The 21,869-nt window shown below is 40.3% G+C and carries 20 protein-coding genes; 6 read left to right on the plus strand and 14 right to left on the minus strand.

The annotated features are described in order from the left end of the window. Positions 1 to 118: 118 nt before the first annotated feature. Both ACH8E3_RS10275 and ACH8E3_RS10280 read right to left on the minus strand, forming a co-directional pair. Positions 119 to 2,575 (minus strand): glycoside hydrolase family 38 N-terminal domain-containing protein, encoded by a 2,457-nt coding sequence (locus ACH8E3_RS10275; RefSeq protein ID WP_458632540.1) that lies wholly within the window; start codon positions 2,573 to 2,575, stop codon positions 119 to 121. 15 nt (positions 2,576 to 2,590) lie between these two features. Beyond that, a complete protein-coding gene (locus ACH8E3_RS10280) occupies positions 2,591 to 4,711 on the minus strand; it encodes a DUF5054 domain-containing protein (RefSeq protein WP_458632541.1) in 2,121 nt (706 codons plus the stop codon). Between the two features lie 126 nt (positions 4,712 to 4,837). On the opposite strand from ACH8E3_RS10280, the gene ACH8E3_RS10285 reads away from it, so the two are divergent. The 3 genes from ACH8E3_RS10285 (at position 4,838) to ACH8E3_RS10295 (ending at position 7,180) form a co-directional block, all read left to right on the plus strand. Beyond that, complete coding sequence (locus ACH8E3_RS10285) at positions 4,838 to 5,728, plus strand: AraC family transcriptional regulator (protein ID WP_458632542.1); 891 nt, start codon at positions 4,838 to 4,840, stop codon at positions 5,726 to 5,728. Positions 5,729 to 5,864: 136 nt separating this feature from the next. Next, positions 5,865 to 6,311, plus strand: coding sequence for a MarR family winged helix-turn-helix transcriptional regulator (locus tag ACH8E3_RS10290; protein ID WP_458632543.1), 447 nt, complete (start codon positions 5,865 to 5,867; stop codon positions 6,309 to 6,311). A 2-nt stretch (positions 6,312 to 6,313) separates the two neighbouring features. Beyond that, a complete protein-coding gene (locus ACH8E3_RS10295; protein ID WP_458632544.1) occupies positions 6,314 to 7,180 on the plus strand; it encodes an SDR family oxidoreductase in 867 nt (288 codons plus the stop codon). Here the strand turns inward: ACH8E3_RS10295 and ACH8E3_RS10300 are convergent. From ACH8E3_RS10300 to ACH8E3_RS10315, 4 genes are all read right to left on the minus strand, one after another. Beyond that, positions 7,175 to 7,924: a YqcI/YcgG family protein gene (locus tag ACH8E3_RS10300; RefSeq protein WP_458632545.1), complete on the minus strand. Its 750-nt coding sequence runs from the start codon at positions 7,922 to 7,924 to the stop codon at positions 7,175 to 7,177. The genes ACH8E3_RS10295 and ACH8E3_RS10300 overlap by 6 nt on opposite strands. Positions 7,925 to 7,958: 34 nt before the next feature. Further along, positions 7,959 to 8,591 (minus strand): LysE family translocator, encoded by a 633-nt coding sequence (locus tag ACH8E3_RS10305; protein ID WP_458632546.1) that lies wholly within the window; start codon positions 8,589 to 8,591, stop codon positions 7,959 to 7,961. A 70-nt stretch (positions 8,592 to 8,661) separates the two neighbouring features. After that, on the minus strand, positions 8,662 to 9,249 hold the full coding sequence (locus ACH8E3_RS10310; protein ID WP_458632562.1) for a DUF1989 domain-containing protein: 588 nt from the start codon (positions 9,247 to 9,249) through the stop codon (positions 8,662 to 8,664). Between the two features lie 99 nt (positions 9,250 to 9,348). Next, on the minus strand, positions 9,349 to 10,596 hold the full coding sequence (locus ACH8E3_RS10315; protein WP_458632547.1) for a sialidase family protein: 1,248 nt from the start codon (positions 10,594 to 10,596) through the stop codon (positions 9,349 to 9,351). Between the two features lie 167 nt (positions 10,597 to 10,763). Here ACH8E3_RS10315 and ACH8E3_RS10320 point away from each other — a divergent pair, with 167 nt between their 5' ends. The 3 genes from ACH8E3_RS10320 to ACH8E3_RS10330 all read left to right on the plus strand — a co-directional run bounded on the left by ACH8E3_RS10320 (position 10,764) and on the right by ACH8E3_RS10330 (position 13,613). Next, positions 10,764 to 11,138, plus strand: a complete 375-nt coding sequence (locus ACH8E3_RS10320; protein ID WP_458632548.1) for a hypothetical protein — start codon at positions 10,764 to 10,766, stop codon at positions 11,136 to 11,138. A gap of 146 nt (positions 11,139 to 11,284) precedes the next feature. Beyond that, a complete protein-coding gene (locus tag ACH8E3_RS10325; RefSeq protein ID WP_458632549.1) occupies positions 11,285 to 12,490 on the plus strand; it encodes a glycosyltransferase family 2 protein in 1,206 nt (401 codons plus the stop codon). A 1-nt stretch (position 12,491) separates the two neighbouring features. Further along, positions 12,492 to 13,613 carry a glycosyltransferase family 4 protein gene (locus ACH8E3_RS10330; protein WP_458632550.1) on the plus strand — a complete coding sequence of 374 codons (1,122 nt, stop codon included), beginning with the start codon at positions 12,492 to 12,494 and terminating at the stop codon, positions 13,611 to 13,613. A gap of 38 nt (positions 13,614 to 13,651) precedes the next feature. Here ACH8E3_RS10330 and ACH8E3_RS10335 read toward each other — a convergent pair whose 3' ends face one another. The 8 genes from ACH8E3_RS10335 to ACH8E3_RS10370 form a co-directional block, all read right to left on the minus strand. Next, positions 13,652 to 14,203 carry a CueP family metal-binding protein gene (locus ACH8E3_RS10335; RefSeq protein ID WP_458632551.1) on the minus strand — a complete coding sequence of 184 codons (552 nt, stop codon included), beginning with the start codon at positions 14,201 to 14,203 and terminating at the stop codon, positions 13,652 to 13,654. A gap of 26 nt (positions 14,204 to 14,229) precedes the next feature. Next, a complete protein-coding gene (locus ACH8E3_RS10340; protein WP_458632552.1) occupies positions 14,230 to 14,412 on the minus strand; it encodes a hypothetical protein in 183 nt (60 codons plus the stop codon). Positions 14,413 to 14,458: 46 nt separating this feature from the next. Beyond that, positions 14,459 to 14,641 carry a hypothetical protein gene (locus ACH8E3_RS10345; protein WP_458632553.1) on the minus strand — a complete coding sequence of 61 codons (183 nt, stop codon included), beginning with the start codon at positions 14,639 to 14,641 and terminating at the stop codon, positions 14,459 to 14,461. A gap of 137 nt (positions 14,642 to 14,778) precedes the next feature. Beyond that, a complete protein-coding gene (locus ACH8E3_RS10350; protein WP_458632554.1) occupies positions 14,779 to 16,230 on the minus strand; it encodes a hypothetical protein in 1,452 nt (483 codons plus the stop codon). 209 nt (positions 16,231 to 16,439) lie between these two features. Then, positions 16,440 to 18,887, minus strand: a complete 2,448-nt coding sequence (locus tag ACH8E3_RS10355; protein ID WP_458632555.1) for a hypothetical protein — start codon at positions 18,885 to 18,887, stop codon at positions 16,440 to 16,442. 285 nt (positions 18,888 to 19,172) lie between these two features. After that, positions 19,173 to 19,340, minus strand: a complete 168-nt coding sequence (locus ACH8E3_RS10360; RefSeq protein WP_458632556.1) for a hypothetical protein — start codon at positions 19,338 to 19,340, stop codon at positions 19,173 to 19,175. A gap of 25 nt (positions 19,341 to 19,365) precedes the next feature. Continuing rightward, a complete protein-coding gene (locus ACH8E3_RS10365) occupies positions 19,366 to 19,737 on the minus strand; it encodes a hypothetical protein (protein ID WP_458632557.1) in 372 nt (123 codons plus the stop codon). A gap of 617 nt (positions 19,738 to 20,354) precedes the next feature. Next, positions 20,355 to 21,323: a linear amide C-N hydrolase gene (locus ACH8E3_RS10370; RefSeq protein ID WP_458632558.1), complete on the minus strand. Its 969-nt coding sequence runs from the start codon at positions 21,321 to 21,323 to the stop codon at positions 20,355 to 20,357. Between the last annotated feature and the right edge of the window lie 546 nt (positions 21,324 to 21,869).

The following is a 21,869-nucleotide window of genomic DNA, read 5'->3' on the forward strand; positions in this document are numbered from 1 at the left end:
AAAAAGGAAGACCGTTTCTTGTAGAATTGGGTTACCACAACTCAATTCACAACAAAGAGGTCTTCCCTATAGATCATTTTACAACAAATTCAGTTCAAGCTCCAGTCACCGAACTAGATTACTTCGCTCGCCAAGACAGCAGTCCTGCATTCATACTACGACAAGCTTCAATTGACTTTTCAGGGGTGTTGTATCCTTCTCCCCAGGCCACATAATATCTAAATTCATAAAATCCGCCAAGCGTAGCAGCAAAGTTCGTCTCCCAATAGTTATTCATCGTCCATGAATATAGATGCGCCGGATCATCTGCGAGCTTAGTATGACCACTTAGTAAACGCGCTTCATGCTCCAATGATCCCAACTGAATCAATGGTGTATCTGGCATCGCGATAACGAGACCTTCCTTCTCACCAACGAATGCAGCCCCCTCGCCAACACAGTAATAATCTGCCAAGGATCCAGGTAATTGATCTACACGCGGACGGACCAAGGCCTTTGCCTTATCAATCCATAATTGATGGCTATCCGTTGCAACTGCATCACCAAAAGGCAACGATATATACAGATTCTCTGGGTCCCAGATACTGTCTTTATGGATGCGAACCGCTACGTCAACACGCGGTCGGTCAGCATATACCGTTAGAAGTAACGAATAATGGCTACAACCATCCACCTGATAAGTTAGCTGGATTTTACCATACACATCCCCGTTTTCAATCACAGCGGTGGAAATAAGCTTGCCAACAGATACAACGGCATCTGGCCCTTTACGGTTGCGTCCCATTTTTCTTCGTACTTCCATCATATTTTCTATACTATTCGCTTTGGTAACGTCGTAAACAGGTGTAAAGGCATCATGTAGTCGATCCTCACGAAGTAAATCTCGATTCGTACGCTTATCAACCCATGTTGTAATGCCTTCTCCCTTCTTCCATTCAATCCGGACAAAGGAAGTTTCCAAATAGGTTGGTGTGACCATCATGTCTTTCTCTTCAGGTGCGATGATATCTGCCATTCGGTCTGCGCCGACGTAATCATGACGGGATGCTGTCTTTATTGGCGATTTCACCGAAGGTTGAATCCTTAACACACATTCCTGTTTAGGTAATAGTTGCATAGGTACACTCACAATGACTCCTCTATGGGTATAGGCCACCTGGGACTGATATCTATTTCCATTTTGTTCATCTATAACCTCATAACCGTCTTTAATCAGCTCATAATGCCAACCTTCCATAATCAGTTGGACATGATCCGACTGCACATAATCGTACGGATTATATACCTTGAACCGCATCGTCCGGTCAGGTGCAAGTAACGCGTCGCCCTTCACCTCTTGAATGTCATAAAGTGCGGTATGTGCAAGTCGGCTAGCGTTCGCAGCATAAGCTTCCTTACGTACTCCAAGCTCCTGCACGAATTGATTCCATGGCTCACTGACCGATGAATGGTAGCCCCATGTATGTTCAGCAAATAATGCCAATTCATATTCAATCTCTTGAATTCGATCCGCCGAAATGATGTATTGCTCTGGATCTAACTGCTGTACCTTTTGATAGACACGCTGCGCTTCGCGGAATACCTGCACATGCTTTGGTGTCGAGCATGCCCCATCCGTCCACCAGTCTGGCCAATCGCCTCGATACACCGGGATTACATCAGGATTCTGTTCCGCATATCGACGAAGCTCATCGAAGAAATCATCCAGTGTCGCTGGTACAATACAAATTTCATCGCCATGTTTCTCGTTCCATTCGTTAACGAATTCCATCATTTTGACATTGGGTGAACCATTATCTGTCGGAAGCCCAGATAGCATAACCGGAGCAAATGGCATGGTCAGACCATCTTCCGCTAATTGCTCGATGTAGCGCTTAATGCGAATTTCGGCTACTTCAAACGAGACTCCATTCCTTGTATCTAACTCATCTTTAATCGTATATGAGCCACCTAGACCAGGCATTAAACCGAGATCATTGCCTAACATGTAATGCTCACCATTCCATGTCAAGATACGGTCGCCATTAGGGGTCTCCCACCAAAACGGCATTTGTTTTGCCCAAAGAGGGAACATCGAATGATGGGTATGAATACAAGTGATCAGATTATGAATACCAGCGTCTGCCAACACTTGTCCGTAACCCCAGCCAAATCCAGTAATATCGGCAGTCATTGCACTATGAACAGGTTGTCCAATGCTTTCACCATAATCCGTAATCCGCTTAATTACCGCTTCCAGAAGATCCTTACCGATCAGCTCGCCAAAGTTGAGATATGTTCCTGAGAGACCAATGACTCCACTTCGTATCGCTTGCTTCAATTGCTCTTTCTCATGTTCCGTTGCTTTCTTTAAGAAGGATTCAACGGGCCAGAATGTTTCACATACCCACTTATAACCCTTCCATTCAGGACGACGGCCTGATTCAATCTCCTCGAAAATATGCAATGCTTGCCGGATATAATCCACATGATACTGTTGAATCTTCTCTTGTCTTTCGGTATAACCTACATCGGTGTGCGAATGCTGAATGGCGAACAATTTCCATGGTTTTGTGTTGTTTGATATCATATTCATCCCTATCCTCTCAAATCATATTTTTGATGTAAAAGTCAGCTTGAAACGGAAAAGTGCATCATCCTCATACCAAGCGGGGAAATTGGTTCCCCAAACATTATTATGCAAATTGACATGCATTCCTCCTGTTAATGGGGCAAAGGAATGGTCGAATTGCAGTAATCTCCTTTCTCCTGGACTGACAAGCGCAGCATCCAGCGTTTGAATCGATACCTCTCCATCCGCTCCACGATAGTACATTCCCTCATTGACCGCGTGCATGTTTCGGTTCCCACCTTTTGCAACGTCAAGAGGAGAGATGAGTTGCCCGAGCTTATCTAGCTTCCACAGATTACAATTGTCAACTGCGGGGTTGAACGTCAGCCAAGATGCTTCAGGCAAACGGTAGGCATCTTTATCGAACCACATCACTTTACACTCGATAACGGCTCTGTCCGCTGGGAATTCATATTCAATAACTAGCTCTCTTGGTGCTCCCATCTGTTCGGCCGCTTCACAAGGCATAGTCAGTTTAGCGCATACCGTATCTTTTCCATTGGCATGTTGACGCGTTAGGGATGTCAGCTTAGGCTTGAGCGTTTGATGTGTAATCCACTGCTTTGTCAGATCCATCCCGGGCTTGCCGAAGTCGCCAACAACCCAGAAGTGAGTCTTATTCCATCGCATATGATAGTCCTGATACCACCGATCATAATCGGCTTGGGAATACGTTTCGTAAGTAAACATACCGATTCGATTCTCATGCCCCGCCCACTGTTTTCCATTCACATCCTGCAGTCCAATGATCGAACCGTCATCAGCAAATACAACATTAAAGCTTCCCAACGAGTAAGTGTGATCGGTCATCAGCTCTTGCGCTCCTGCACAAGCGGAACTTTTTACGGGCTGAAGTGCCACTAATGCTTCTTCAGCTTCTTGCTTCCTATCTGCATGTAGAACATGGATCGCTTTTGTGAGATAGTTTCGTTGCTCTTGCCAAGACTTCTCCATTAATCCGTAAGAACGAGCTTCCAGCTTTGCAGTTGCCTCGTTGCCGAACATTTCAATGATTTCAGCACGTGAGTTCTCTTCGAGGAAACGATACACTTGTGGATTCAAGTCCACTTCTGTTTTGTTCTTCTTACGTGCTTGTGAAAAATCATCTTTATCATAATGAGCATAATCCGCCAGATAACGTTTTATATCCAACCCCCAAGTATGCTCAGGAATCATGATCAGTTCATCGCAGAATGCAATGTATTCGTCATCCGAGACCTTAAGGGAACCATCCACTAGCCACTTACTCTTCAATCTTAGCAACGCACGATAGGCGGATAGCTTGAACGGATCCGACGATGCACCGTGAATCCAGCTATCGCCAATCTCTTCTTCCACAACAGGAAAGGTCTCACGAATAGCCCAGACTTTTTCTGCGAAACAATCTAGCGTGGATGCCCTGATAACAGCATTCGGATAAGTCGTACGCAGTTGATCAAATTCGCTTACGATCTGCTGAGCTGAAGACGGGCCGTGATTGTCGTGCGTATGCGCGAAGTACAGCATGTCCTGCAAGCCTTCTACCTGAATTGAATCCCCATAATCTTTGCTATATTGAACCACGATTTCGGAACCATCTGTATTTCTCCACAAGAATATATCAGGAACGTGAGGGACATGGCTGGATGCATTCACACCTAAATGTAAATACTTGATTCCCGCCTTCGCTAAATGCGTAATCATAGAGCGGGTGTGACCGGGAACATCCGTCATTTTGGCAGATATCGTTTTTTTGCCAAACCGCCGATCTAACCTTTGAGAGATGCTAAGGGCGTGTTCCAGCAATTCAGGATCAAACAATTCTGTATATGTTGTGAATGGAAGACCATGCCAGGTTAAAAGACCTTTATTAATAGCTTCTTCTGTCTTGGATTTCTCACTCTCACTTCCATGCTTTAAAAGATAATCAACGAGCCATGAGCCAGTAGTCCATATGAACTCTCCCTTCTCATTATGTTCTGCAAAGTATTCGGCTACCGCAATAGCCTTAGGGAAAAACTCTTTCATATAACGTGTGACTACATGATCGGCAAGATCAGTATATCCGATGTCCAGATGAGTCTTGAATACGACGTGGATATGTTTAGGTTGTTGGTTCAATGACAATCACTCCTTGATATCAATTACCTCTATTGTAGGCGCTAGCAAATGATTTGACTTTCCACATCGTATCCAATAGGATCAGAAACATTAGGGATTAATAAATTAGGTCAGGAGGTTGATTTGATGTCATCGAACTTACAAAATGAACGTTGGGTATACCAATGTGGGAGTCATCCGATACTGAAGCATCTTACGGAATTCGATCTGTTAGGATATGATCATTTTAGTGTAGCAGCCCCCCTTAGCACTCACTACCACGAGAATGCATACGAGTTCGTTTATTTAGAGCAAGGTGCCGTTAGCTGGGAAGTAGATGGTGTCAGATATTCTATGCATGCGCAACAGATGTTTCATACTAGACCAGGAGAACTTCATAGAGCCAGCTTTGATTATATCGGGCCGTGCAAAATGTGGTGGATGATTATACAGGACCCACAGCATGCTACAGCGTGGTTTTCATTAGAAAAAGAGGATCGAGAACAATTCAGCCATATTCTGTGTCAATTACCGCGTATCGTATCCATGAATCGATCGATTGCTGAACGTTTTCGTACATTGAGGAAACTGATCGAGCAGCCGGGGCTGTTATTTGAGTTTCAAGTTCGTCATCAGATACTGGATGTTCTCCTTCAACTTATGCATTCCTCCAGTCCATCCTTGCAGACGGCTAATATTTTTGAATATTCCTTGGAGCTGACCAAACGTATCGTTACAGAACCTACCCTAAGATTTACTACTAGTCAGTTAGCGGAGGAATTAAACCTAAGCGAATCACATTTTTACCGTGTATTTCGAGACACAACAGGACAGTCACCGGCATCGTATATAGAACGAGTGAGAATGGATTACGCCTGTCAGTTGCTTGTGAAATCCAGAACGTCAATCACAGACATTGCACATGATCTGGGCTATAAGACTAGTCAACATTTTGCCACTGTTTTCAAAAAGTATATTGGAATGACACCAAGAGCTTGGCGTCGTTATGATAAGGACGAGGGAATTCATCGCAGATAATTATTATACGAAGCCTTTACAATGTGGTAAGAAGTATCGAGCATCTCATACAGATAAGACTTCTTGACTTAAGCTTACTAATTAGATATCATACTCGATATATAGTTAGCGCACTAACTATATAAAGGAGATCGACATGGAATCAATAGGTTATCTTATTATGAAAGTCGCTAAAGACTTACGTTACGAACTCTCAAAGGAATTTGATCAATATGGGCTCACCCCTGCTCAATGGGCAGTCATCAAAAACATTGATATCAAAGAAACACATCATAGTTCCTTTAATGAACGAACTTCCAAATTCATCGCTAAGGACCTTGATTTTGATAAGCCTACTGTTTCTGGAATCATTGCACGCCTTGAAGATAAGAATATGATCTTTAAGCAGCATCATCCGCAAGATAAACGATCTTTCACCCTGAACCTTACTATAGAAGCTAAAAATTTAATACCTTTGCTAGAAGAAGCAAGCGAGCGTGTTGTACAACGAGCTTTAGTCAACTTCAGTCAGGAACAAAGCGATCAATTTATCAATCTTCTAAAGATTATGGAATCTACTGTACAACTTCACAAGGAGGAATAATAATGCCATCTATCTTAGTGATTGGTTCGACTGGAAATATCGGAAGTTTTGTTGTAAAAGAATTATATAATCGAGGCGTTCATATAAGAGCTGCTGTAACAAACATAGATAAAGGAAGGGCATTTTTCTCGTGTTACCCAAAATTGGATATAGTATCATTTGATTTTTTACAGCAATCTACATATAGTAACGCCTTAACAGATATAAAGAAAATTTTTATCGTTCGTCCTCCCCAACTAGCCGATCCTAAACAAGACACTCTCCCCTTTTTGCAGGCTGCTAAATCTGCAGGTGTGGAGCATATTGTATTTGTATCCTTAATTGGAGTAGAGAAGAACCCTATAGTCCCTCATCACAAAATCGAAAAATACATTGTTGAATTAGGATTTACTTATACGTTTTTGCGACCTAGCTTTTTTATGCAAAACTTAAATACGACCCACCGTGAAGATATTGCTGTACGCAATGAGTTGTATGTACCTGTAGGTAAATCCAAAACCAGTTTTATTGATACACGAGATATTGCTGCGGTCGCAGCAACCTGTCTTACGGAACCGGGGCATGAGTTTAAAAAATATGATTTAACAGGAAGCGAAGCACTTACCTATGATCAAGTAGCTTCGATAATGTCTAAAGTGCTACATCGTACAATTGTATATAAAAACCCTAATATAATATCTTTTAGACAAACCATGATTAGAAGAGGAATGCCTAAAGAGTTTGCAAATGTCATGACCATATTGTACACCATGACTAGATTGGGTACAGCCAAGCTTATAACAGATGAAATAGAAGTTATTCTCAAGCGTAAACCAATCTCATTCGAACAATTTGTAAATGACTATATAATTGATTTCAATATATTATAATTTACTCTTTATCATATGACGATAAGGACATTTAGTAGGAACACTTTCATCATCGCGCAAGAAATACTGTTGCCACTCTAAGTTGTCCTGTTGTCCATACCATTGAAGTGAAGGATGTGCAGAAACACCATCATATTCAACTAGTTTTTGTCGAATACGTTGTTTAATTTTACGTCCAAAGGGTGTGGAATCATTGATGTGTTCAAATACCCAACGGGGTTGAAAAGCGATGAGGAAATGAGGAAACATGCGACTCTTTCGAATGACATGTGCAGGTGTTCCGCAAAAAGAGAAATAGGGCTGCTCATCATAACAAAATTCCCAAGATGGATCGGATGGATCTCGTGATATATGTTCCGGCCATGGCGCCTGATCTTTGGCATGGACTCGGCTTAGAACAGACCAAAAAACCCGTTCATAATCTTCAACAGAATAGTTATTATACACCTCTACAGGTGTGTTGAAGAAAATAACAAGCGATGCGAATTTACCCGTATCTCTAGAGATAGCACCATATGATTTCATCATTTCAGCGGTATCGGCGGCGGCTTCCTCTGACCTCGGATCAGCTACAAAGCCAAAACGTAGGTTATTCGCTAGAAATCCTTGTCGTCCCAGTATACAAGGATACTTGTCTTGCGGATCTGCAAGAATCAGACCGAATTGGCGAAAAGCGTCCCGCTTCCAGGGTGCCAATGTCGTCAAATGTTCATCCAACCAGTCTTTGGTATATAAATCAGCCATATCGTAATGACCTCCTCCATGTCTTGGAAGCATATTATGCGGAGGAGATGATATAGGTGAATGCCTGGTAACCAAAGTAGATACCAAAGCCAATTAAAGAACAACCCGCAACGATAGAAATAATTCGCAACGTGTTCCGATTCCCGAACTTATGAAAAGAACTTGCGAGTGTTGCCATCACTACGTCCCACAAGAGTATTCCTGCAAAGATACCTGAGCTATGCCACAATACTAAGGTTAGACCATGATTCTGCACACTTTCAGCTAAAATCGAACCATAAATTCCAAGCCAGAATAAAATGTTCAGCGGATTCGTAATAGCCAACATAAATCCGGAACGAAAGGAATTTAGACTAGACTGCTCTGCTCGTGAATCCGATTGCGGATCTTGCTTCATATTTCTTAGGGTATCGATACCTGTGTAGATAAGAACGAAGCAGCCAAAACACCATAAGAATGTCTTCATAAAGGGTGTATCTAGGAAATGAGCTAAACCAAAATAGATAAGTAACATATATATTAAATCAGCACACATCGCTCCAAGCCCTATTAACCAAGCTTGCGTAAATCCGAATCTAGCTCCCCTATCCAGTTGAGCAGCGTTAATAGGACCAATTGGAGCGGATAAAGAAATACCCAGAAATACATAACTCATAAATATATACATAAATATCGCCCCTAAACATGTAATAACTTGTCCTAGTTATTGTATGCAGGGGCGATTTCTTTTAGAAGAATTAACTTATTTCGACAGCGATTGGGGTACATTTGTCCCCGTTGCACTCACTTTCCTCACACGGGCAAGCAGATATGGCGACAATAAGATCCATTTCCGCACGAAGTTCGATGTAATCCCCTTTCTTGGATAAGGGTCTTTCCACACGGATCTGACCGTCTGATGACACGACCGTATTCATGAACAGATTAAAGGGGTAATGCTGATGTGGAGCGGGAATGCCATGATTCTTAAGAGCCATATTTAGGTTCATATAGCAGCTTCTGTGGTCGGTTTTATCGTATAAGAATTCATACATCTCTGGGCGACAGGCAGAATTAATGAAGTCATGTCGCCCTACCTTATCATCTATAACTGTAAGCATCGGCTTATATTTATTAGAGTAGATGATATCTCCCACATTCACCTTCATTGCATGTAAGGCATCCATGGTTACCGTAGGGTCAAGACGCTCAGTGATATCATCCGCACGAAAGGCAACAAAATCTGCTACTTGTTCACCCTCCACATCTGTCACCCGAATCACTTGACCCTGTTTAAGTTGGAAACTCATGCCTTCTGTAGCTGGTATTAGAAATGGTTCTGTAATGGTTCTTCTCCTCCTCATTCGTAGGTAATCACCCTTACATTATGTCTAATCAGGTACGGTTATATAACTATCATAAATAGAATTGTATATTTCGTATGATCAAGTAATCACAATATCAGAATACCCTGCATATATGACTTGAGTTCCTGGTGTTGTATCTGTCCATACACCAATATAACCTCCTGGTGGCACACTTATAATGTCAATGTAATCTCCGATTAACGAAACTGGCGTAGCACTTCCAGCATTGGGATCAAAGGAATTAATCGTAATTCTAGTATTCGTGAAACTCTGTCCCCCGTTGATCGATCTGGCAACATACACATCTAGATCGAATCCATTCATCTGATTGCTGTAATAAATAATATTGACTACGCCAGTTAATGGATCTACATCAATTGCGGGGAAGAAGTTCTGCGAGCCTGCTGGGGCACTGGTTATGCTAACAGGTGAAGACCAGTGCTGACCAAAGTCCGTAGATATGCACATGAAGATATCGGAGTAACCTTCCCTGAAGTCTTGCCACACAGCGTAAACATTATTGGTATAAGGGCCGATCGAACGATCGGTTGAAACATTGGCGAAGGTCAGAACTCTAAAATTATAATTCGGCACAGGAAGTATAATAGGAACTGGAACGATATCAGACACCAACACAGGAGGTTGAAATGTTGCTCCCCCATCATCTGAGCGACGAATAACGAACCTATAGGTTGGATTTACCGTTACCCATGCACCGTATACACTACCTATAAGATCGAAGGCAATGTCCGGACGTTCAACTTGATCTGCATCACTAGATAAGAGAACGGGTTGATCCCATGTAAGCCCACCATCGGTGGATCGATTAAAGAAAGCTGTAGAGTTCCCTCCATTAGCTACATTGAATTGATGATTGTATGTCACATATACATTACCTAGAAAGGGACTGGATTGTCCTGTATCAATAGCCACTAGTGTTTCATCATTATTGATATATGATCCAAAACCAGGTCCAACAACAATGGGATCTCCAAAAGTACTTCCGTTATCATTTGAAATATAAGCTACACATGTACCCCCACCTAGCGTAGATGGAAAGACATGGGCGGTAATGATGAATATATCAGGAAAACCATACGCGACATAAGGCGCTTCTGCTCCTGTATAGCCAACAGGAAGAGGAAGTAATGAATTGGCCCAACTGAAACCTCCGTCAAGTGATCGATAGACCCCTGTGTTGGGGACCCCGGTAGTGGTGTCCACAGATACGGCTATCATAATGCCTGGTATAAGTAAATTCACTGCTACAGCTGGCTCAAATTTCGGAAACCCTCCGGGTGTGACTTGGAAATTGAAATTTGTCATGCGAACCGACTCCTATTCTTTCGTTGTTTATTCATTATATGACGGGTAGGAGTTTTGCTCTGGGTATCTGATACCCATTATTTAAATACACAAATAATAGTGAATGATCGTCTCGAACTATCAACTTCTTTTCACATAATATGTTAGGAGAAGGGAGGTGATCTTCGATGCCATTTACAACAGGTCTAATCACCAATACTAGAGCCGCAGGTACGGCAGCTACCAACATTGTCGTTAGCACACGAAACATTGGTTCTGGTTCTGCAACGGTCGTCTTGGAGATATTCGGGGTATCGATCTCAACATTGTCACTTACCCCACTCTATGTTACTGGATTTATCGTCCCCGCCAACTCTTCCAATATTCGAGAATTCTTTATCGCAGGAAATGTTGCTTATGAGGTCCAGATCAATGTCGTTTCGGTCTTATCAGAAGTTGTCATGTCTGTCTACGGATTGGACGAGTATGGTAACTTGGTCCAAGAACAACGTGTTCTTCAGAGTGAACTTACCCCTATTGCTGGTCTTTCAATAGGACTATAAGAAGATTCTTTAACTTTAAGAACTTAATCTACAGATTGAGTTCCTTTTTTACATGTAATGAAGCTATCACCGTGATACATGCACAAACACATATAAGACAAAAGTATATACTGAAGTTAAATACGTACATGAGAGTGGTGGGGAACTTGGTTGATTTGGGGATTGTCATGCCTGTTTATAAACAAAGAGAAGATTTTCTGAGGGCTGCCTTACATTCCGTGTTGACTCAGACTCGTAAGTCCTTCAAATTAGTCATTGTCATTGATGGTGCACCAGAGATGGAGAATCTAATTAAAGAGATTATACAACAAGATCGTCGAGTCGAAATCATTTCTTATCCTATAAACAAGGGTGTTCCACATGCTTTGAATACTGGTTTTGAAATATTATATAAAGATCGTAATATCCAATATCTAACTTGGGTATCCACGGATAACATATACTATCCACGTTTTTTGGACGTGTTACGTAACGCACTTGTCAAAGGTCCAGCTGAGCTTGGTTTAGTCTATAGTGGTTTTCAATCTATAGATAATGATAACAACCCATTACATGATGAGCTCGAGTTAGCTGCACGGTGTCAATACCAAGGACGATCCAAGGATAAATTGCTAGATTCCTCCATTATCGGTGTCTCTTTTATGTATAAGTCCATATATGCCAAGCAGATCGAAGGGTACGGATTACCCCCTGTCGAAGATTATGATTACTGGCTCAGAATTACCGAACTTTGTGAGATCAAATTCATCCCTGTGGAGCTTATGGATTATCGTGTAAATTCCAGCTTCAGCGTATCTGCTTCGCTGCTAACGGAAGTTGAACATCGTAAATGGCGATATACGTATCATTTAGCACGGCATTTGGCTCGTTGCAGACGAGGCATATTACCACAGATTTCGATCCTTTTCCCTTACCTCACTTATCATGCACAAGCTTTAGATCGACTTGAGAATTTATATGAACAAACCTTCAGTAATTACTTCCTTTATGTATTAAATCGGTCCTATAATCAACAAGAATCAGCCCCATTAGTCTCCATACCTCATCCAGTCACTGATTTCAAATGGTTACCTCATGTGAATGAGACTACTGCGCTACTGTGCATCAGTCAAATGTTGCAAACGCCCTACACATTAATACTCGGTCCAGACATGTTCCCAGATGTGAACGATTTACAAATACTTGTCGAACAGTTAACGAAGGCTGGTCCGGAATTGATCTCGAACTACTATACTAGCGATCGACTCATTGGTTATCGTTCCTCAGCTTCTCCCTTACCCGCAACCATGATGTATAACGAATTATTCCGGACTAGTGATTTGGTTAAATTTTTAAAAGAAATGAGTCATTGATATGAAAATTCTATTCACCTTTTATAATCCAAGCGGCGGTATGGAGACTTTGAACCGAATACGAAGCGATGCATTGATGAAGAAACATATTGAATGTTGTCTGCTATATACAAATGATGGAGCGGGTCTCCAAAACATTAAAAACATTCGTACCTACATTACGAATGAGAATGAGGTAATCAAAAGGATTCTCGAACGGGAATGCTTCGATATGATCATCGTGTGTACGGATATCGATTTATTAGAACGTATTGCCACTATGAATTATAAGGGGCATCTGATATATGAGATTCAGGGTTTAGGCACATTAACCACAGCTGAATGTTTGATCAAAGACTTTTCTACACGAATTGAGAAATACGCAGATGGAATCGTCTTCCCACAAACGGCTCATTTAAAGCATCTAATTGAAACCTATTGCCCTACTATTCGTAAGTTCTGCTTCGACAATCCACTGGATACGGAAGTGTTCGGGTATACGTCATATCCACCGAAGGAATATCCAATCATTGGTTGGGTAGGTAGAATTGAAGCCAATAAAAACTGGAGGGAATTTCTGGAGATTGGATGGCGTCTTAGAAAGATAAATCCGACGATTCGATTGTGGATGTTCGAGGATGCTACGTTATTTGATGCAGATGAAAAGATGGATTTTGAAAAAAGTCCCCATAGACAGGAAGTATCCTCTCATCTCATCCGTTATTCCAATGTACCACATGAACAAATGGCTGATTACTTCTCCATCATTGGCGACTCAGGCGGTTTCTTGTGTTCAACATCCATTACAGAGGGGTTCGGATATGCAGTAGCAGAAGCGATGCTCTCTCGCTGTCCGGTACTTAGTACGGATTCCGATGGCATACGCAGATTCTTATTTCATAATCGTACTGGGAAGATGTATCAGCAAGGGAATATCGATCAGGCTGTGGAAGAGGCAGAGCAATTAATGCTTAATCTCAGCTTGCGCAAAGCTATTAGGAGACGCAGTCAATCCCATATTCGACAGCAATTCTCCACATTTCGTTATTGCAACAATTTCTTAGACATGGCTACTGTTGTCATGGCCTCCCCATCGAGAACTTTTGAAAGAGACAACGGACTTAATAGCCATGAACTAAGATAAACACAAATAAAAATGTAGTAATCTTGCTTTTATGACTATCATCCAGCCTTTTGAGCGAGTAACTGCATATCCGTAATACATGTATTGTCGTTATCGAAGGTTGAAATCTTAGATGTTGCTGTTAGACCATCTTGCTGAATCGTGATCTGATACGTTTGATCTCGTGCTAACCACAGATCGATAAATCCATTCGTTTGGGATTTCATGGACTGATCCATGATCACCTTACCTTCCATATCTGTAATATGAACGTTGAACTCTTCTGCTATCATTTCGCCTTGACAGCCTGTCAAGCTATGGATATCACAAGGGTGCGTAACTTCAATATAAGGTGCAATAGAGACAAAAAACTCATCGTCTGGTAAATCATATGTGATGGATTGTTTATTAACATCGTTCACAATAAGCTGCTGGGAAGTGATAGATGCAGATACATGATCCATCTTACTAGCGCTATATTCAGATACCAATTGCTTAATATCTTGTACACTCTGGTTATTAGACTCTTCTCTATCCATACCTCCAACAATGATATAGGTCGATAAAGCAACGATAACCAGGCCTGATGCAAGCCATACTTTCTTTTTCAATGTGTTCCCATCCTTTTATGTTATATTTACCTATTCATTAACCATATAAACAATCCGAAGACAATGGCTAACACAGCTACAGCTATCAATGTGCTCGTTACTGATCGTGATATACTTTTCTTGGAATTTTCCATGACTTGCTGTTGCTTTTCTGCTAATTGTCTCTTCGACACATCTTCATTCACAGCGTTTAAGTTTTCAGGAAACATAAGATCCCCTCCTATGGTAAAAAGATGGTCGCGCTTTATCATTAATTCAGAATATTTTGCTCAAAATAATAATAACTGCTAAGATGCCAACTAATAGGAGTAGATTCGTTATCTGCCGAAAAAGACCAGGCGCTCCTTGAGAATGGAGCTTCTTCTCGTTGACATCAAAGTTAGCCTTAGCCCCATAGGGGTCTGCTGAATGGGAGAACGGTTTGTTCTCATCTAACATGATACCCACTCCTTATAGTAAAATAGGAAAGGAATTATTGTCTTATCAATATTTTACCTGTTATAGAGTGGGCTTACAAGGAAGTCGCACATGTGCTCATGTATTATTATAAGTTAAACATCTTAATACCTGATTTTCTAAATATTTGTTACGCTAACGTGATCGATTGGATACCAACCCGTAGCTGTTGCTGGATCAGTAACAGCTAATTTTATCGCAGGCACGTTTCCTCTCGTTGTATCAACAATCGCATAAGCTAAGTCATAATTACCCATAGCTACATTCTCGAAGTGTATATCCGTCTCATATGAATAATCATCCCCCATAAGCCATTGTGATGGATCAATATTCGTTACGCTAGTAGATACCGGTTCTTTCGTCGATGTATTCAACAGGGAAAAGGCAACTTTATATTTGTAATTCCAAGCAGGTCGATCATTTGGTAGCTTACCAATCCCTGTGTTCTTCCAACGACTGTGAATCTTCATATTCTCGTTGATGGTAATTGAAGCGGGTGCTTCAAAGTGATTAGGTACCAAACGGTATCCACCTTTGATGTTGAATTCATCCACTAGATCAACGTTCTTCATCCACTCGATCGCATCCTCAGGTACACGTAAATCGAACGTATTCGCACGAGCAACGATGACATCATTCAAACAATAGACAAGCATATCACGAATGTTGGTAAAGTAATTGTCATTCCGATCCATGTAATCATCAAAGTTATGTGCAAAGTAATTCCATCCATTCTCAGAGAATAGTGGAATGCCATAGGTTAGTAGTTTATCAGGATAATACTCTCTATCCGCCTGAGTAAACCAATGAGGCATACCGATACTGTCACGTCTAAGGATATCAAATTGGTTCGATTGGGCTAATAATTCTGCAGCAACCTCCAAAGCACCACCCTGTTGACCCCCAAGTAATATGTTGGGAAAGGCATTACGATAATACCTTGCTACAGTCATGACGATTTCGCTAATATCGCCCGGTTGAGTGCTGTCCGATTGCATGTTATGTCCTTCACCCCAAGCGCCTAAACCCATAGCATCAATAAAATCCACTTCTGTATGGTTGTTATATTTAGCACCGAATGCGTCAATAAACATATGTAGCTTATCCAAAAAGATCTGATCATTCACAAAAGGTGTCCAATACGTATTGATATACCCTTTTGCGCCTGCTGCACGAACGTATTCAGGTGTCGCCTGTTGATAGGAATCTTGGCTATCCATGTAGACACGAAATGCAAGACGTAACCCGCGATCAAGAGCACCTTGTACAAGGATAGAATAGTTCGAATTAGCATCATTCCAGCTATATTGACCTTCTGTAGGTTCATAGAAAGACCAAGGCGCGCGAATATAAAAGCTAGTAGCTTTGGCCGTCGCCCCGCAATCTTCAAATGCCTGCCAGAACAGAGTAGGATTGATTACCCCTTTATTGATATCCGGTTTAGTAGTATCGGTCATTTGTTGGAATGCATCACAATAGAGAACCCAGCCCATGCCAGGGTTTCTAATAAGTCCCGTAGTTTTCTCGGTAGGTTGATAATTCACAGATTCAACAACTGCCTTTCTCGACATTATTTTTGTGGAATCACTTAACACTTAGTATAGAGCGCTTTCACAATGTTAAATAGCTTGATAATTATCACATTGCTATTGACAAATCTACGATTCCAACATTATTACGATATTCAAGAAAAAACCTACCCAAGGTGACAATCCTTGAATAGGTTTCTGTCTATTTTAACATTATCTCAAAAATAAGTTCTTGTTAGATCTTTCGGGACCTAATTGGTCCACCACTGGATCTCATTTAAAGCAAGATGATTCCATAACATATTTGCGCTGTTCACTTTAACACGTATTTTATTCGTTAAAACAGGAGAAAAGCTGATGTTTCTAAATTCCTCATCATCTGTATTCGTAGTCCATGAGATAGGTGATTGTGAAACAGCAGACGTCCATACCCCGCCATTGTTATACTCGATATCCACATTCGTTATCCCTTGTCCTACGCCATAGTGAGTAATTAGCGTAATTCCACTGGTCATTTTTGTAGTGGCACCTAAATCTAAAGTGATATAACCAGGAAAAGTAATACCTTTACCACTACTCCAAGCATCAGTAATACTTCCATTGTTGATGTTAGAAATATTACCCGCACTTGTACCTAATGTAGTTGTTACAACAGCTTGAGGTGCTACATTGACAGATGGCATATATTCAATCGTTGGATTCCATCTAGTACCGTCACATGAAGTGTTTGCATTCTGATTCAAGACGAAATAAATATTATCATTTGGTGAGACTGTTGTAGGGATATTAGGAGTGAATCCCGTAATATCATTAGCAGCGATAGTTTGCCAACCACTCGTTGGCCATATTTGCGTGTTATTTTTCATAATTTTAACTCGAACGCCATCACCACATGAATTATTCTGTTTGGCAACTTTACCTTTAATAGCAATATTTCCTGCCATAGGTGCTTTCCAAGCAATCACTGTATCGTTTGCATCTGGATGTATAAGTGCATTAACACCAATACTATTCCATTGGTATGCACCATTCCACTTGTTCGTATTGGCATCCCATGTCATATTCGTATAATTTGAGCCATTTCCTTGCATATAGTACCATTGTTTATTCCCTTGAACACTACTGAAGTCCTCCGAGAATCGATACGTTGGTAGAGCTTGTTTCGGTGCGGCCAACTGAATATTGGATACAATCACCTGACTGATTGGGTACCATCCAGTTGATGTCGCCGGATTAGTGACTGCTAAGTTAATCGCTGGTGTATTTCCTTTACTTGTATCGACAATAGCATAGGCTAACTCGTATGAACCGTTAGGCACATTACCGAAGCTTATCGGTGTGTCATATTGATAATTGTTCCCTTTAAGCCATACGGAGGGATCGATATTGGTTACACTCGTAAATACAGGCTGTTTCGTGGATGTATTCAATAGAGAATAAGCTACTTTATATTTATAATTCCATGCAGGTCGATCATTTGGAAGTTTTCCAATACCTGTATTTTTCCAATTACTTTGTACCGTAATATAATCATTGGAAGTAATTGCTGATGGTGTCGTAATATTAAGCGGTACAAATCGATATCCGCCGTTTACAATGAAGTCGTCTACTAGATCAACATTATTCATCCATTCGATAGCATCTTCTGGGACGCGCAGATCAAACGTATTTGCACGAGCAGTTATAGCATCATTCAAGCTATATACGAGCATATCTCTAATGTTGGAGAATGGATTGCCGTTACGATTCATATACCCTGCAAAATCATGTGCAAAGTAATTCCATCCATTCTCTGAGAACAATGGAATACCATAAGTTAATAATCTATTCACATAATAATCTTTATCTGCTTGGGTGAAATATTGTTTCATCCCAATACTATCACGTCTAAGGATATCGAATTTATTCGATTGAGCTAATGACTCGGCTGCACTTGCCAACCCACCACCTTGCTGTCCACCAAGTAAAACATTTGGAAATGCGTTGCGGTAGTATTGCGCTACGGTCATGATACTTGAGTTAGTATTACCTGGTTGAGTGTTATCTGTCCGCATGTTGTGACCCTCACCCCAAGCACCTAATCCCATAGCATCAATAAAGTCTACCTTTGGATGATTGTTATACTTAGCACCAAATGCACTAATAAAAGTATTCAATTTATTTAAAAATATCTGATCATTCACATAAGGTGTCCAGAACGTATTCGTGTATCCTTTAGCTCCTGCTAATCGTACATATTCAGGTGTCGCTTGTTGATATGAATCTTGGCTATCCACATAGACACGAAATGCAATTCGTAATCCACGATCAAGAGCACCTTGCATGAGGATAGAATAGTTCGAATTAGGATCATTCCAGCTGTATTGTCCTGCTGTAGGCTCATAGAATGACCAAGGAGCACGAATATAGAATGTAGTCGCTTTAGCGGTTGCCCCAGAATTATCGAATGACTGCCAGAATAAATTAGGATTATTTACACATTTGTTGATATCAGGAAATGTATTATTTGTCATTTGACCAAAAGCATCACAATAAAGTATCCAACCCATACCAGGATTTCTAATAAGACCAGATGTCTTCTCTGTTGGTTGATAAGTCATTGCCTCGGCAGCATTTCCTGTTGCTGGACTAATTAATAACGTTGCAAATAGCATCATGGTGATCACTAGTAATGAAATAATCTTTCTTGAATTATGCATCTAATTCACTCCTTCGGATCAATTGGTTAAGCAATTGCATGGTGTCATCTTTAATCGGGTTTTCCGTAAGGTAATAAACGTGAATCTCAGAATCCCCCTTTTTTCAACATTCCTTTTGTAATATTATCTCTTTTATATTATAAAGCGCTTACATTTTATTGAATAGATAGACAATTCTAAGATTCATATGGATTATTGTACGAATTTGAATTATGAACTGAAAACTTTCGGCAATTTTCGCACTCCATTGATTGTTATTCACTTAAATTGTATAACTCTTATCTCCTAATTCCTTTTATCCCATACCACAATAAATAACGTTGCTAACGGTCCGAATAATAACGAAATAAGAAACCAATTTAGTCCACTTCTATTTTTGGCTTGTGCTAATCCTGCATTAATTAAGGCAAGCGTTCCCCATCCAACAGTGAAACCACCATTCAAGTTGTTCATTTTTGTCTCCTTACATTTATTGTATCTACTTAACTGTATCAAAGATATTATTCATACCATCTGGAATCTCAATGATACTTTGCACCTTATAGTCCTCGCTTGGCGTCTCATTTATGATCTCGAGTAAAAATGTTTTTCCATTCTCCATCTTCAGATAACTGTACGTCCTATATTGTGCTCCTGCAGTTATATATGTTGACATGTTATTGAACTCATCCATAGTTATTAACTCTTTTTGAGGCTCGGTTAAATACGAATTAAATTTTTTATAATCACCACTACCCAACGCAAGTTTTATAATATGAGCTAGTTCTTGTGGACTTTCGGGTTTTTCCATCTTCGATGATGAACATCCAATAAGTACGATCAAAAGCAGGAATGGTATGTACTTCTTCATCTTTGCAACGCTCCTTCTCAATTGCGACTCTCTATTAAATACTCGCAATAATTGCATAAAGTAATAAGAACGCTAGAATGACTAAAGTAATCTTTTTAGATAATTGTAAAATTCTTTTACCCTCAAATATTTTAGTGAATAAAAAAAGGAAACCTATCACCCATATCCCATCTTGAAAAAATTTGGAAATGATATTTCTAGTCATATTTAAAAAGAAAAATAAGTCCATACTATCTCCCCCTTCAGTCATTAAAGTCATTTCCAATTAATTTGATGCATAAAAAGGAATGATGCCAAGAATCGGATACAGGAAACCGCAATATTGTAGAGGTATGAAAAATAAAGTGTGGTGATTTCCAATAAACCATACGGGTACCGCACATAAGGTTAGACCCATAAGATAATACCGATAACTCCCCAACCTCTCCAAAAAATAATCACAATCACCTTTTCTAAATAGACTTTTACAAATATATACACTTCATAAAATAAGGATACCTTCTGTATAAGGTATAAATCAAGACTTAATTCCATGGTCACAGCAAAAAACACCCCTCACAAAGTATAATTAACTTCGCTATATAGAGGAGTGTTACATCTAAACCGTCAGGAATCCATTAGAGTTGCATCTGTTTTTCAAGTTCAATAAATAAGATCTCTTTGTTGTCTTTATAATCATCTAGATAGAATGCTTGTAGGTTAATGTTGTCATGGCATTTAACGAAATACCCTTTAGATTTTGTATCCATGACGGAGGTATATAATGTCTCATCCTTGTGTCCTTCTCGCGTGTCGATTACGGAACCTGTGGGAATATCAGATTGAGAAAGAATACGGAAACCTTGTAATATCGCCGATTGTCTATCAAGATCCTTTGGTGTGCTAGATACGAAGAAGGCTGCTCTTACAAAGCGAGACGGTGGAGTAAAGTCACCAGGAAGTCCAACTAATCCACTTCCTTCACCAAATTTGGTAACGGTCGCACCATTAAACGATGTTTGTTCCACATTTTCAGGTTGAAGATGGATGTAATTTTTCAAATTGGTAACATGCCATGGGAATTCAGGTGCATTCGTCAATACGCCATAGGGATTATCGTATGCGAGCAGTTGCCCCTCTTTTGGCTCCAATACAATACTCATGCCTTTAGCATCCATAAAAAAGAAGTGATTATTCGTACTGAGCTCCTTTGCCGTTTCTCCCTGTTCCAATATAACCAGATTCTGCGCTTCTTCTCTAACCTCTTCCACATCCTTGCATCTGCTGAGCAAGTAGTCAAATGCCTTTGGTAGAATCACATTGATTTTGTCTTCCACTGCATTTTTAGAAAAAGAAGCATAACCTGGTAGTAGATTACTTGAACCCATCAATCCCATTTCGTTAATCCCATCGCCAAATGACGTTTGCTTAAAAAAGCCAGTTCCTAAGACTGCATATTTGGAAGCATAATTGGATTCTTTCGTATGAATGAAATCTTCAATGTTTCGTGGTACAACCATCATATGATTGTCCAACTTCATCCCGACTTCCAACGTCCTTCCCAAAACAACACCTTCAGAATAAGAAAATCCGATTGTCGTGCACATCTGACCACTCCTCTTTTAGCCATACTTGTTGTTGCTCACATTATACGTAGTCAAATAGGGCTAAGCAAATTATCGTTATAGATGCTTCTTATATATTCTTGTGAGCTCCATCCCTTCAATAACAAACAAACTTGCCATCCATGGATATAAATCTTGTCTACATCGCAGGTCATTGGAACTCTGTTTACTTGAGTATTATGTTGAACTGAATATTTAATAAATCAATACGATCTGCTAGATTTATGATTTGAATTTCCATGTAAACGCCTCATTTCGAAGGAAATGTTGCAACAAACAGAAATATAATGTTGTCGAGTGTTTTGGTAATATTAATCGATTAGATTAATTTCTAATTGCTGCAGTATTCTCATTATGTTATGATTTATTTAATAAAGACCAAGTGCGACTAACACTTGGTCAGAACAATTGGCTTGGATGGTATATTCCCTTCTAAGTCTAAATGGAATAAAAACCCACCTTCGGCCTTAACCTAAAATGTACCCTTTGTAAAGGACAATTAAAAAAAGACTAGGCAATTTGAAGTAG

It is taken from the genome of Paenibacillus sp. CMAA1364 (assembly GCF_054373195.1).